The organism is Vibrio methylphosphonaticus (genome assembly GCF_023634655.1).
GTDB lineage: Bacteria > Pseudomonadota > Gammaproteobacteria > Enterobacterales > Vibrionaceae > Vibrio > Vibrio methylphosphonaticus.
Map to the genome: position 1 here is coordinate 323,774 of NZ_JAMKMS010000002.1, position 14,349 is coordinate 338,122.

Here is a 14,349-nt window from a genome sequence, read left to right on the forward strand (position 1 = left end):
TAGATATTAAGTCATGTTACCAATGTAAAGGGCGAGCAATTCGCCCTTTTTGTTTACAAAAGCACACCTGAAGAAACAATCACTTACACATTCAGCATTCAAAAACCCAATTAAATCAAAGTGTAATATAACTCACATCTATCTGTCATATCCCCCCCATAACCTACCTGCATTCCAAAAAGACATGATGTCTATAAATACTTAATAGGAAAAGTAAGATGAAAAAAGCAGTTTTAGCAAGCGCAGTAGTGGCGGTGATGATGTCTGGTTCAGCACTTGCAGCTGAAGTTTACAATTCAGACGGGACTTCTCTTAAAATCGGCGGTCGTGCCGAGTTCCGTGGTGATTTCGTTGGCGACAAAGGTGAAGAAATTGACGGTACGATGAAAAACAGCTCTCGCTTTCGTATCAATGTTGGCGCTGAAACTCAAATTTCTGACAGTCTAACTGGTTTTGGCTTTTATGAAGCAGAGCAAGGTGTTAATTCTTCAGGTGATAATGCTGCAACAACAAGCATCAAACAACGTTACATGTACGCAGGTATCGGTACTCAGTTTGGTGACATTTCGTTTGGTAAGCAAGATACAGCTGGCGTACAGATTTCTAAAATGTCGGATGATGGTCAAATTTGGACTGGCGCTCAAAAAACGTTCATCGCCGCAGGTGATGAGCAAGCAAACAATGCGATTGCCTACTCTAATGTTTTCGCCGATGTATTTTCTCTAAACGCAAGTGTGATTGCCGCAGAAAAGAAAAATGAAAATGGTTACGGTATCTCTGGTATCTACTCTGCGCCGTTTGGTCTAGATTTTGGTCTTGGTTATGCACAGAATGACTTCACTGAAATTAAGCTAGCCGGAAATACGATTACCGAAGATGGTTCTGCGGATCAAGTTATCGGTGGTTTGAGTTATTCAATTGCAAATCTAACTGTTGGTGGTACATACACTCAAGGTACATACAAATTTGACCAAGATGACAACGTTGATTTCTCTGGTGTCGAATTATCAGGAACTTATAAATTTGACGGCGGCTTCCGCATTATGGCGGCATATCAAAAACAAGAACTCGAGGCGAGCGACGGTGATAAATTCGTGCAGAGCGACTTCTATGAGCTAACAGGTCAATACCACTTCAATAAATCTTTACGCACTTACTTGTCTTACAAACTAGACAACCGCAGCGCTGAAGAGGTGAGTAATAATGGCAACGCAGCAGAGGACACTGTTCGTCTAGGTATGCGTTACGACTTCTAAGTCACCCTACTATTTCCATCTTTCAATACTCAAGACCAGAGCTGCTATCTCTGGTCTTTTTTTATTCCTCCATTCAATAATACTCACCAAACCAAGCGTAACCACCACAATAATAGTCGTTAACAATACTTGGTAACACATAAAACCACATACCGCTCACAAGTCACTTACAACTGAATAATCAATAAATTAACTTAAAAAAACTGCCATATTTCCTTCATATAGCTCATCTACCGTGATTCCATTCTTGAGGGTTAAGCCTCATTTTTGATAACCAAGGTACGTTTTAAATGAAAAAAACAGTTGTAGCAGGTGCAGTAGTTTCAACATTGATGTCTAGTCTCGTTGGCGCAGCAGAAGTTTATAGCAAAGACGGAACATCGCTTGACGTTGGCGGTCGTATGGAATTTCGTGGTGATTTTGGCGGTAAAGACAATGGTCAAACCATCGATGGAAGCATGGAAAACAAAAGCCGTGCTCGACTCAGCATCAAAGGTCAAACAAAAATCAACGATAGTCTTACTGGTTTTGGTAAGTACGAAGTTGAGCATGCCGTAGTAAGCTCTGGAGGCAAAGACGATGGTAGCGATGCGAATAAATTCAAGCAACGTTACATGTTTGCTGGTCTCGATACCCAGTTTGGTGCCGTTTCATTAGGTAAACAAGATACCGCTGGCGTTATCATCTCTCAAATGTCGGATAATGGTCAGATCTATACCGGTATTCAAAAAGAATTCATTAACGCTGGTAACGAGCAAGTAAATAATGTCGTCAAGTATTCTGCAGACTTTATGGACGCACTTACCGTAGAAGCGAGCGCTATTTTAGGTTCTGGCAAAAACACGGATGGCGCGGGTGTGGCAGCTAAATATCGCCTTCCTTTTGGTCTAGCTCTTGGTTTGGGTTACGCACAGAATGGGAATGGCCAAAATAACGGTATTGATGAAGGTAACGCGAAGCAAACCATTGCAGGCTTAAGCTATGCCATCGGTGGTCTTGAGCTTGGTGGTACTTATACTCAAGGTGAACTTGATGATAAAAATGGCAAAGACTTCAAGGGTGCAGAGTTATCTGCAGCCTATAAAATCGGTAACGGATTTTCAGTGTTAGCTGCCTACCAAAATACAGAAAAAGACAGCACCGACGCATCAAGCGGCAAAGAGAAAACCAATTTTTATGAACTGACTGGTCAGTATAAGTTTAACAGCAACCTTCGTACCTACTTAGCCTTTAAGCTCAACAACCTTAAAAAGGGTGAGTCTGCAAAACTGAAAGATGTCGATGCAGAAAACTCGGTTCGCCTAGGTCTTCGCTACGATTTCTAACGGCTGCGATTGGTCTACTTTGGCCGTTACGGATTAATCGAATTGAGTAATGCAGGTCGCGTTGAGCACGCGACCTGCATTGCTTTAATGTTGCCCTAAACTTAATCTACAACCCCTTGCTATTTTCTTTATCACACCCATATCGATTTTTGTGCGTACTCCCTTCGTTTAACAAAGAGCCCGGTATTGCTGTTAGGCAATTGGTAAATTACGGTTTCCATAGTAATATCAGCCAACCAAAACTAAGAAAACCTACTATGAGTCAGCCACATCACCCTCTTCAAGGCGCCGTTTGGATGCTATCCGCTGGCGCTGCTTTTGCTTTAGTCAACAATATTGCCCAAATTGTTAGCATTAATCATGGCATGTCTTCGACCATGATCGCTCTCATTCAATATGCGATTGCACTTATTGTGATTCTCCCAACCCTTCGCAATATTGGACTGTTTCGCTCGCTCCGCACCCAACATTTTGGCGCGCACCTTTTCCGTATTCTGCTTTCTGTTATAGGTATCCAATTATGGATGTGGGCGCTGGCTTACCCAGTACCTATTTGGCAAGGGATCGCGTTGCTGATGACCTCCCCGCTCTTTGCAACATTAGGCTCCGGGCTAATACTCAAAGAACAAGTGGGATACGCTCGCTGGTTTGCCACAATATGCGGTTTTATCGGTGCTCTGGTGATTTTAGAGCCTTGGTCCGATTCCTTTAGCTGGGCGACGTTGCTTCCGGTTGGGGCGGCTTTTTTCTGGGCTTGTTATTCTTTAATGGTCAAAAAACTATCTGCACATGACGCACCATCTACCATGGTGATCTATTTATTGCTGCTCATTACCCCATTTAATTTCATGTTAGCGCTGCCTACGTGGTCACTGCCATCTACGGGACTGATTTGGGTTTACCTTATTGGTGCAGGGGCGCTAACCGCATTCGCTCAATGGGCGATAGTGAAAGCATACTCCGTTGCCGACGCCTCATTCGTTCAACCTTTTGACCACGCTAAACTGCCTATGAACGTTCTTGCTGGTTGGCTAGTATTTAGTTGGGTTCCGCCTGGGCGTTTGTGGGTTGGCGCTGCTATTATTATTGCATCCATCGCATTTATTACTCATTGGGAAACAAAGTCTAAAAAGTAAGTTCATAAAATAATCATGTCATGTGAAATTATTCGGTGATACGAGCGTTCTTATACTTATATGGACAACGTTCTTGAACTCATATAAATACCGTTAAGAGGCAGATAATCATGGCAAAGCCAATCAAAGTAACTCTATATCGTTGGGCTGGGAGCTGGGGACCATTTAAAGTTTCCATTCCCTGCGGTGAATGCACCTTAACTAAAGATATACTTAACGATACATTCGCACACGAGTTAGACGGTGTGCCCGTTGAATTGGAAGTGAAAGATTGGTTATCTAACTGGTGGGAACCGCTAAAAGTTGGCGCTTGGCATGCCCCTATTATCATGGTCGAAGGCAAAGTGATTAGCCAAGGGGAAGCATTAAACCGTGGTGTATTGGTTCAATCCATAATCCAAGAATGGACTAAGCAAGATGAACTAACCGGATCTATTGTTTTTGGTAAAGAAACCTGCCCTTACTGTGTCAAAGCAAAACAACTTCTCAACGACGCCGGAATTGAATTTCAGTATCACGATGTCGTTAAAGACAGTGCCGCATTGTATCGAATGATCCCAGAAGTCAAAGCTCATATCGGCGAGAAAACACCGGTCACTGTGCCGCAAATTTGGATGGACGGCGAGTACATTGGTGGCGCTGACCAATTAGAGCTATGGCTAGCAAAGCAACCTATCGCCTCTAGCAACAGCAATGTGGTAAATTTTAATGAAAAATCCGCGTCTTAACCTGCGCTGTCACGTATGACTAAAAATATGCATGACTAAGCGTACGTATGGATAAATGCACGCATGTGTAAACGTACGTATGAATAAACAATCGGCTCGTGCTTATAATCGCAATCTTATTCACGGATAATTAAAAAAGCTCGCGTTATGCGAGCTTTTTTAATGGTAATTCCGATTTTTTACTTACTTAGCTTTTTCATCATTCGCTTGAGAAATGACTTTTTCTTTGGCTGTGGTTTGCCATAAAGCATGTCATCAATCATTTTTTTGGCGGCAAGTTGACTTACGTACACAGCGCCTAATTCATAACCCATGATTATTCTCACTAATCTATCAATAGTTTTCAATTCAGCGCGATTCTATACCTAATTTGAAAAAACACAAGACATAGATCACACTTTTAATGTAATCAGGGTTGTTACCTTGCAAATATTGAATGACCAGTGACGCAATTTATTGACGTATTCTCCTTTGAATTTTTGACTCTCTCTCTCGTTTGCTTACGCTAAACTCATTATTATCGTCAATCAAACTTTGTTATCAACACGATTAAAAGCATGATGTGACTTTGTTTAAAGTATTGAAATATAATATTTAATCTTAATTTTTATCCTATTCCATATTGGCATTTCGACCATTCCACACTTTCACCGTATTGTTACTTATACTTTCCACGGTCAAATTTTTGTAATGGACATCAGAATTATCCTGCAACTGTCATGCAGCACTATGAGTGAAGGACCCAATTTGATTTTCTTTTAACCTCTTACTTTCAACAAGGTAATGCGAATGCTCCGCTCACACTCAAAAGACTGCCTCGTTATCGATAATTTTCCTTTAGTAAGGGAAGCGATTTCACGCATTGTCTCAAGCATTGACGATATCAACTTAGTTCATCAGATTTCTGACATTCAGGTTGCTTTAGATCTGGTAAAAGGAGGAAGCATTGACTTAATCGTACTCGACGTCAATCTAGCTGAGGCCGATGGGTTTGAATTTATGCGTCGAGCATTTGCGGCAGGGTATCGCGGGAAAGCGATCTTTATTTCAAGTTACGGCTACCCTATTTACTCAGAGACAGCCTATAAATTGGGTGTAAATGGATATATTAGCAAATCTGAAGATCCTGCACTGATCCGCGACGCGATTAGTGGCGTTATGCGTGGATACAATCTATTCAAAACGGACTATAAAGTTCGCAACAGAAAAATTGTTTTATCACAACGTGAAACGGTGGTGTTCAACTACTTGAAAAAAGGCTATACCAACAAACAAATATCAGAGTTTCTATCTTTAAGTGCCAAGACCATTAGCACCTACAAGTCCCGTATTTTAGATAAATACGAAGCGAATTCTATTGTAGAATTAGTCAACTCTCATGATGTAGTCGAATGTGAAATACGTCTGGCTAGCTAAAACCTCCGCTAACGAGCTCTACTGCTAAAAACCATGTCCTTGAAAGCTAACCATAGGCAATTAAGCTACGCCGATAGTGCACGGATGCACCCTAAGCTTCAGCGTCATGATTAGTTGCGTCATGGTTAGTTATTACTTATCCGTCTAGTTATAACCTACCCGCTTAATTATTACTTCCCCGCTTAATTGTTACTTCTCGCTTAGTTAACACGTCTTAGCTTATAGCGTCACAATTTTAATCGCTCGGTGTAATCAGTACCTTTTTTACAATTTGATGCAGCAGCATGTGTAGCGGACTTTGCCTATTGCTTTGTTTCATGCAAGCAACGAGAGGCGTATGAGGCTGTATGTTTTCCGGAAATGGGATAAATCGAAATTCAGAGTCTAACACCAGATGTTTCGCTAACAACACCGAATAATTGTGTGACTTTAATATGTTATAAGTTGCCGTCAGGTTGTCCAATTTCAACTGATAATCTAGATTTAAATTATTCTGTGCCATAAGCTTAATTAACCGATGGTGAATATCATTCCATCCCCTAACTTCAAAAAAGATACTCGGATGCTCAAACACGTCCTGCCACGTTTGAATGTTACTTTGACGTCCAACCAAGGCCCCCATTTCAATGTGAAATAAGTTGGTTTGATAAATGGACTTAGGGCAATCTTCGTTAAATATCTGAACGCCTAAATGGACTTTCCCACTACCTAAATCTTGATAGGTACTGTCTCTCCAGGTGCTCAACTCAATCATCGCTTTTGGGAAAACCTGTCGAATCTCGCGGTACAATGGGTCGCCAAGATGCTCTAGTGAGACATTGTAGAGCGCCAACTTGATAGGTTGTTCATAGTTTGCCGCATCAAATTCTTCACCGTGTAACAGAGCTTGCTCGACAGACTTCAACCCTTGCTCGATACCTGGAATAATTCTCTCTAAGTAATGTGTGGGTTCAAAGCCGTCTGTTGTTCGCACAAACAGGGGATCTTTCAATTGCTCTCTTAGCTTAGACAAATGTTTACTGATGGCGCTTTCGGTTTTCCCCAGATGAGCGGCTACCGTTGTTAAGCTTCGATATTGGTAGATCATAACCAACACTTTCAATAGGTTAAAATCATGTTCTTTATGCAATTAACGTATCCTCTGATTACTATTATTTAAGTGAATCCATTATTTAAATGGATCTGTTATTTATATGAAACGGTTAACTTAACCAATCTGGTATTTAGACGAATCCATGGTGTAAACGGATCAACGGTGTAAACAGATCAATGTTTTAAATGGATCAATGGTTTAAACGAATGCCCCATCCCGCCTTGCTCACTAGTCATGAGTATTTGCCTTCTTTCGCCAAGTAAAGTCGCGCATCCGCTCGTTTCAACACATTTTGTAGTGACTCGCCTTCTCGAAGCTCACTAACGCCAACACTTATATTCAACGTCAGTCCATCCGATCCAAATGGTTTAGATGCCGCTTCATAACAAAGTTGCTCTGCTAATTTTTCTGCCGCTGCCAAAGAGCAACCAGGCAAAATGACAATAAACTCGTCACCCCCACTACGAATCAGATAATCGCTCTCTCTAAAACATCGCCGCATACTTTCCGCGATGTGGATAATCGCTTCATCACCAACATGATGACCATAATTATCATTGATGGCTTTAATTTTATCGCCATCCACGGCGATGACTGTAATACCCTTCTTTTCCATCGCGTACTTTAAGGCGCTATCTTTCAATATGGCTCGATTATAGAGGCTAGTGAGCTCATCCTTAAGAATGGCGACTTCCGCTAGCGATAGCTTCGCACGTTTAATCTGAAGCTCTTCTAGTTTATTCAATAGGTAGATAAATATAATAAGCAGCCCGACAAGGAGCCAGCCATTATCAATGACAATTTTACTGTATGGAACTCGATAGGTAACCAATAAATCCTCATCAGCGAGGTAATCGGCAGAGTATGCGTGAGTGGGAAACGGATAACGTACATCTTCCACGAACACTTGCCGCCCTTCCGCATTCGATTGGGGTATGTACTCTTTGTCGGCTAAAAATGGGAATTTATCTAGGTAAACATCAACATTAACATCCCCGATCATCACGTTTTGAAAATAGACCGGACTCGATATCGTTATTATCGGCTGATGCGTTATGTCATCAAGATAAATGTTGGAAACAATGAGTCTGTCCTCTAAATCGCGCTCACTGGCAAACTTCGAACAAGCTAAAGAGACAATGCACGTTTTTCGAGAAAAAACCGATTCATAAGTCGCACTCTTTTGCTCAAACGAGTGCGTTGACATGATCTTTTTACCTTCATACGAACGGTAATAGTAAAGGATTTGCTCTACACTCACGATCTCTGGCATACGAAGAAACAAATTTCTCGCGGTGATACTGACAATGCGTTCATTTCTTGTGAGTTCACTATGTTCGTCGGCGGAGTAGACTTTACCTACCGTCAGGTAGGGTCCTTGCAATTCGTCATGTTGTTTGGCTGCGATTTCGGCTTCAAACAATGCGCCGAGCAAGTAGATTGTTGACTGATAATCCGAAATTGATTTCGTTACTAGATGAAACTTCGCCACTTCATTGTCGACAAGTTTATCCGCTGCTTTGTACAGCACAAGCAGATAGATGCCAAGAGACAGCAACACCGCCTTCAAGACAATTGCCGTATGATTCTTTTTCAGTCTGCGCATACTCATCCGATAATTAACTTAAGTCCTAGCGAATGACCGACAACGGTCAAAAGCAGTTAGTTAAGTATTATCTCGATTTCAGCGAAGTCAAACAACTCAAACATAGTGAATAATGTTTAAAAAGAGATGCTTAAAAGGGGAGAAAGAGAGAAGCTCTGTAAACCGAGAGTCACCTAGCCGAGTGTGACTATATTTTAATCATTGAATCTATGTTCTGACGTTGTTTTTAAAAGGTCTACAGAGCCTATGTGTAGTTTTACACTTATAAGCAAATTAAGAAACTGCAGAAAATGACAGGTTGACATATGTTACTTTTCAAAAAAACAAGCTGAGCAATCTATCAGTTATGTAAACGTCCCTAGACCGATAACCTCGTTGGTTCATTAGCCAAGAGGACATCCTATGGAACCAATCATTACTATCTGCACTTATACCGAACTAACCGAAAAGCAGAAAATGGAAATGCACCGACTGCGCTATGACGTATTTATTGAACGATTACAATGGTCTATCGAAACTCAAGGCCAACTCGATATCGACGAATACGACCGTCCAGACTCTAAATACATCATCATCGAGTATGGTAATAAGGTCGCAGCATGCTGGCGACTTTTGCAGACAAACGGCGTCTACATGCTAAACAATACGTTTCCGGATCTACTGCAAGGGGAAGTGTTTAATGATAAATCAATTGTAGAATTGACTCGATTTGCCGTCGATCGAGAAATAGCTAAACAAGCTAGCCATATTAACTTTACATCGATGCTGTTTTATCTTGTGGTCCAATATGCGATTGAACAAGGCTATTCGGAATACGTCACGCTCACATCAACCGGAATAGAGCGCATCATGAGAAAAATTGGCATTCCGAGTTGTCGAATTGGGGATGGAAAAGTACATCTACTCGACACAACACGCAGCGTTGCACTGCGCGTTCCTGTGGATGATGCGTTACGCTACTGGTTTGCCAACACTACGATAAACCAACATCGGTTCGATCGAGCCAGTTAACAACGCCTTTGACACTGCCTGAGTGCGAGAGAAAGCATTGAGCTTTTCACTCGCATTCTGAATATGAAAGTTAACGGTTCTTTCAGAACAGCCAATAATCTGTGATACTTCCCATGAACTCTTACCCTCTGCGACCCACGCTAAACAGATTTGCTCTCGCAACGTTAGATTGGATTCAACGAACCCAGTTTGTTGCTGGCAAACCACGCGCCTAACGTCATTAATATAGTCGGCAACTAAACTTCCAACATAAGTAGCCAGAAGAGTCGATTCATTGGACAACAAAGCCGAATTTTTTCGATTAGAAAAACTCAGTAAACCTAAACAGCCAAAATTGGCTCTTAACGGCACGGTTATCCCATCTCCTAACCCGAAGTCTGATGCTAACTTCACCACATTTTTATTCTCGCGTGGTCCGTTTTTACTCACATCATTCCACAAAATGGGTGCCGTACTATTCCGGCAATGCAAAACCACTTGGTCGAAGTACATCACCTCATGGTTTTCATAAAACTCTCGCCAATTGATAGGCTGATTAGTTAGAACAACATTTTCCGCTCGCATTAACGTCACTGGGACAGAAACTGCGAATAAAAAATGTTCAAAATCTAGTACATCCGTGACTTCATACAATTTTTTGTTAAGACTGTCTAAACTAAATTCCTCTGTTTCTGTTAGATTTCGCTTTAAGATTTGATTGATTTTATCTAGTGAATACACGTGATTTAAATTGCTCTAAGTTAAAGTATAGAACTAGTCAAAATGATAGAGCTAGTCAATATAAACCGAGATATGCGGCTAATTGAACAAAGATAACGTGCATACAAAGAAAATACAATCAGATGCGCTTTACAGAGCAGACTCAAAACGAGTTTTTAAAAAGGCCACGCACTCTTTAATGCGTTTAGGTTGGTATCGATCTCGATGATAGATTAATGACAGCGGCACTGGCTTGATTCCCCACTTGTCAAATACAGGCACGAGTTGCTTAGAGTCAACTTCTGGCTGGCAATACATTGCTGGTACTCGAATGATCCCTAATCCCAATTTCGCGCTGTTCACTAGCACCCTTCCGTTTTTACAATTCAAGCGCCCATGGATTGTCGTTTCTAACTTTTCTTCGCTATCACGATGAACAAACTGCCACTTGGTCACAGATCCAGTTAAACAGTTGTGTCGCTTTAAATCTCTAGGATGCTCAACAACGGCCGATTTTGCCAAATAATTGGGACTCGCCAACGTCAGCATTTCAATATCAATCAGGTGCCTAGCAACATAATTCGCGTCGGGTAGGTCGCCCATTCTTATCGCAATATCAAACTCTTCCTCAAGTAGGTCAACACGATGACTAGAGAAATCTAACTCAATAGATACGTCGGGATACTGTAACGAGAACTCTGACAAATACTGAGCGACCAACTCCTCACCAATATAGCCGCCCACGCAATTAATATTCAGACGTCCTTTAACCGTATCGATATCATCGATTGCGGCATGAACTGCCTGATCAATACTATGTAATGCACTGTCACAGCTTGCCAGTAAAGCTTTGCCGGCTTGGGTCAGTTTCATCGTACGAGTAGTACGTATCAACAAACTCACCCCCATCTCTTTCTCAAGTGATTGGATTTGCCTCGATACGTGAGATCTCGATACTTTTAGCGCTTCAGCCGCTTTAGTGAAGTTACCTAAGTTTGCCACAAGAACAAACGCGCGGACATCTAGCAAATTAACAGAAGGGTGCAACATATCGACGATTCCTTTGAGAGCATGAAGTGATTTTGTCGTGATTAGCAAAATTTGCAACTGAAACATCACACTTCATACACGGCCTACCAAAAGCGGTCAAAAACCAGCCAACGTGACCATTGCTAAACTTTTTCATGTTGCGATTAATATGAAATTAACACCTACTCAACACTATTAGTACAGGTTAAAAACCTGCAGTTTTCATCCAAACTAATTTATTGTTTTAGATCATCGCTTCGCTAGGTAATTGTCGTGCCACAAATCAATTTCCTGTACATTTTCTGACACATTTAGAAATAAATTGTTGCGTATTTTAACTGAATAAAAGGACCATTATGTTAGAACTACTGATTGGCTTAATAGTGACGATAGCGGTCGGCTATTTCATCGTTAAGGGCTACAAACCCGCAGGTGTTTTGTTAACCGCTGGTATTGCATTGCTTTTACTCACTGGCATATTGGGTCACACCGTATTACCGTCCAAAATCGCTTCAACGGGCAATATGGTCACGGACTCTCTCGAATACGTAAAATATATGCTCCAATATCGTGGAGGCGGTCTTGGTATGCAAATCATGCTGCTATGTGGTTTTGCCTCTTACATGACTCATATTGGCGCCAATAACGTAGTGGTTAAACAGTTTTCTAAACCATTGTCATTCATCAAATCACCCTATGTATTATTGGTCGCGGCATATATCGTAGCCTGCTTGATGTCTCTCGCCGTAAGCTCTGCGACGGGTCTTGGCGTATTGCTTATGGCAACGCTATTCCCAATGATGACAGCAATGGGGATCTCTCGTCCTGCTGCCGTGGCAGTGTGTGCCTCTCCTGCCGCTATTATCCTTTCTCCTACGTCTGGCGATGTCGTCATTGCCGCCGAGAAGTCTGGGTTAGCGCTCGACGTGTTTGCGGTGCAAACAGTACTACCAGTGTCTATTTGCGCTATCATTGTCATGGCCGCCGCCGCATTCTTCTGGAATAAATACTTAGATCAAAAAGAAAACACACCCATGGAGCGTGTTGACGTCTCTGAGATGAAAGTCGATGCACCAGCGTACTACTGCCTACTTCCATTCTTACCAATCATTGGCGTTTTTCTTTTTAATGGTCGCACGATTCCGGGCTTATCTCTCGATATCTACACCATAGTCGTTGGATCTATCTTTATTGGTGCGGTGATTAACTTCATCACGCAAAGGTTTAATGGTAAAAAGACGCTAGAAGATCTTGAGTCTTGCTACCAAGGGATGGCAGATGCATTTAAAGGCGTAGTGATGTTGTTGGTGGCTGCTGGTGTGTTTGCGCAAGGTTTAATGTCTATCGGCGCAATTGATAACCTACTTCACCTTGCGGACTCAGCTGGCGCTGGCGGCGTTGCATTGATGCTTATTCTTACTGGACTGACTGTCGCCGCGGCGATTGCGACAGGCTCTGGTAATGCGCCATTTTACGCCTTCGTTGAACTCGCTCCCTCTTTGGCTGCGAAAATGGGTCTTAACCCAGCTTTCTTAATCATTCCTATGCTACAAGCTTCTAACCTTGGTCGTACTATTTCACCGGTTTCTGGGGTTATCGTTGCAACCTCAGGGATGGGTAATATCTCACCATTTGAAGTGGTTAAACGTACTTCTGTACCGGTCATTGCCGGGTTGGTCACCGTGATTATCGGTACGATGGTTTTGGTACCAATGTCAGCATAATCATTCCGAAAACACTACGACGAATACTAAAAAGGGAAGCAATAGCTTCCCTTTTTGTTTATGGCATAACTTGTGATGTAACACTTGTAATGTAACAAACGTCTAGAATGCTTCACCAACCGAAAGGTAAACCGTATTTTCTTCAGGCCCTTTTGCATAATCGACTCGAATGTTCATTTTCTTTTGCTCGACTGGTTGCCATCTAAAGCCTAATCCTTTAGTCACAATGGTGCTTTGACGCAAAATATCTTGCTGTGATTCTGCCGTTTTTCCTAACCCAACAAAAGCGACTAGTCCAAATCTAGGCTTAAACATCCAGCGACCTTCAAGCTGCCCTTGTAAGATGTTGTCGTTTCGATAACGGCCATGATTAAAGCCCCTCATTTTCAACGTTGGCTTTTCATAGAATGGAACGTCTCCACCACTCAACTCCATCGTCACTTTCGACGCTATCACTACATTTTCTAGCACACTGGTATAATTACTGCCCGCCAACTTACTCATCGCATAATCACCATCTCCTCCCCACTGTTTCCCATAGTCCATATAGCTAAACTGAGAAAACCAGCCCGTAGTTGGATAATAATTGTCATCCCGAGTATCAAAGTGCAGTACCGCTCCTACCCCTCCAGATTTTACATCTTCAGGTTCCGGCCAAAAATCATTAAACTGGTCAAAACTAATTTCCGTCTGCATATAATTATACTGCGGTCCAAGGTACCAATTAGATTGCCCGAGTTTGAATAACGCACGCAGCATGACAGCACTCATTACCATGCCATACTCTAGCGGGTTGTCAGCGAAGATGGGATCGTTTCCGTCACCATAATATTTTAAATTCAAGTTGCCGTGGAACAGTCCCCCGGTATATCGAATAGAATCATCTTTCAACGCCCCATCATGAAACGCGCCCACAAGCCAGCTTTCTGTCGACGTATACATGCCTATAATGCCCGATGTGTCGTTGTGGGCTTTCGCTTCAGGATCTTTAGCATGCATATACAAGCCAAGTAACTGCACACCCGTCCCTAATGTAGGATTTGACATAGGAATTGGGAGAGCAATAAACCCCTCCTTCTCACCACTTGCCTTACGAGAACTTTCAACCTTGTCTTTTTTATCATCAACATGATCTTTATATTCCGCTGCCCAGGCGCATGATGACAAGCCTAGTAGTACTGATATTGAGGTACCACGTAATTTACAAACCATTTATTACATCCATGTATTGCACTCTGTCTTTGTTATACATAATAAATCAGTAAAAAAGTAGTCCTTTCCATTCTCCTACTGTCTATAGGTAACAAAACCGTCTCCCCCCTTTTG

Annotated in this window: 13 protein-coding genes; 7 read left to right on the forward strand and 6 right to left on the reverse strand. The window is 42.0% G+C overall.

The annotated features are described in order from the left end of the window. Positions 1–218 precede the first annotated feature (218 nt). From M9196_RS03775 to M9196_RS03790, 4 genes are all read left to right on the forward strand, one after another. Positions 219–1,256 carry a porin gene (locus M9196_RS03775; RefSeq protein ID WP_250616189.1) on the forward strand — a complete coding sequence of 346 codons (1,038 nt, stop codon included), beginning with the start codon at positions 219–221 and terminating at the stop codon, positions 1,254–1,256. A gap of 290 nt (positions 1,257–1,546) precedes the next feature. After that, positions 1,547–2,581: a porin gene (locus tag M9196_RS03780; RefSeq protein ID WP_250616190.1), complete on the forward strand. Its 1,035-nt coding sequence runs from the start codon at positions 1,547–1,549 to the stop codon at positions 2,579–2,581. Between the two features lie 257 nt (positions 2,582–2,838). Beyond that, a complete protein-coding gene (locus tag M9196_RS03785) occupies positions 2,839–3,717 on the forward strand; it encodes a DMT family transporter (RefSeq protein ID WP_250616191.1) in 879 nt (292 codons plus the stop codon). A gap of 110 nt (positions 3,718–3,827) precedes the next feature. Further along, a complete protein-coding gene (locus tag M9196_RS03790; RefSeq protein WP_250616192.1) occupies positions 3,828–4,445 on the forward strand; it encodes a glutaredoxin domain-containing protein in 618 nt (205 codons plus the stop codon). A gap of 179 nt (positions 4,446–4,624) precedes the next feature. Here M9196_RS03790 and M9196_RS23470 read toward each other — a convergent pair whose 3' ends face one another. Then, entirely contained in the window at positions 4,625–4,759 is a 135-nt protein-coding gene (locus M9196_RS23470) for a hypothetical protein (protein WP_284677074.1), read from the reverse strand. Positions 4,760–5,234: 475 nt separating this feature from the next. Between M9196_RS23470 and M9196_RS03795 the strand changes: the two genes are divergently transcribed. Continuing rightward, entirely contained in the window at positions 5,235–5,861 is a 627-nt protein-coding gene (locus M9196_RS03795) for a response regulator transcription factor (protein ID WP_250616193.1), read from the forward strand. A 235-nt stretch (positions 5,862–6,096) separates the two neighbouring features. On the opposite strand, the gene M9196_RS03800 is transcribed toward M9196_RS03795, so the two are convergent. Together M9196_RS03800 and M9196_RS03805 are read right to left on the reverse strand one after the other, a co-directional pair. After that, positions 6,097–6,990 carry a LysR family transcriptional regulator gene (locus M9196_RS03800; protein WP_250616194.1) on the reverse strand — a complete coding sequence of 298 codons (894 nt, stop codon included), beginning with the start codon at positions 6,988–6,990 and terminating at the stop codon, positions 6,097–6,099. A gap of 196 nt (positions 6,991–7,186) precedes the next feature. Next, entirely contained in the window at positions 7,187–8,560 is a 1,374-nt protein-coding gene (locus M9196_RS03805; RefSeq protein WP_250616195.1) for a diguanylate cyclase, read from the reverse strand. A gap of 402 nt (positions 8,561–8,962) precedes the next feature. Here M9196_RS03805 and M9196_RS03810 point away from each other — a divergent pair, with 402 nt between their 5' ends. Further along, entirely contained in the window at positions 8,963–9,571 is a 609-nt protein-coding gene (locus M9196_RS03810) for an acyl-homoserine-lactone synthase (RefSeq protein WP_250616196.1), read from the forward strand. On the opposite strand, the gene M9196_RS03815 is transcribed toward M9196_RS03810, so the two are convergent. Both M9196_RS03815 and M9196_RS03820 read right to left on the reverse strand, forming a co-directional pair. Further along, a complete protein-coding gene (locus tag M9196_RS03815) occupies positions 9,512–10,291 on the reverse strand; it encodes an autoinducer binding domain-containing protein (RefSeq protein ID WP_250616197.1) in 780 nt (259 codons plus the stop codon). The two genes, M9196_RS03810 and M9196_RS03815, sit on opposite strands and share 60 nt — an antisense overlap. Before the next feature lie 129 nt (positions 10,292–10,420). Beyond that, complete coding sequence (locus M9196_RS03820; protein ID WP_250616198.1) at positions 10,421–11,320, reverse strand: LysR family transcriptional regulator; 900 nt, start codon at positions 11,318–11,320, stop codon at positions 10,421–10,423. Between the two features lie 335 nt (positions 11,321–11,655). Between M9196_RS03820 and dcuC the strand changes: the two genes are divergently transcribed. Then, a complete protein-coding gene (dcuC, locus tag M9196_RS03825; RefSeq protein WP_250616199.1) occupies positions 11,656–13,023 on the forward strand; it encodes an anaerobic C4-dicarboxylate transporter DcuC in 1,368 nt (455 codons plus the stop codon). A gap of 102 nt (positions 13,024–13,125) precedes the next feature. On the opposite strand, the gene M9196_RS03830 is transcribed toward dcuC, so the two are convergent. Next, on the reverse strand, positions 13,126–14,235 hold the full coding sequence (locus tag M9196_RS03830) for a BamA/TamA family outer membrane protein (protein ID WP_250616200.1): 1,110 nt from the start codon (positions 14,233–14,235) through the stop codon (positions 13,126–13,128). Between the last annotated feature and the right edge of the window lie 114 nt (positions 14,236–14,349).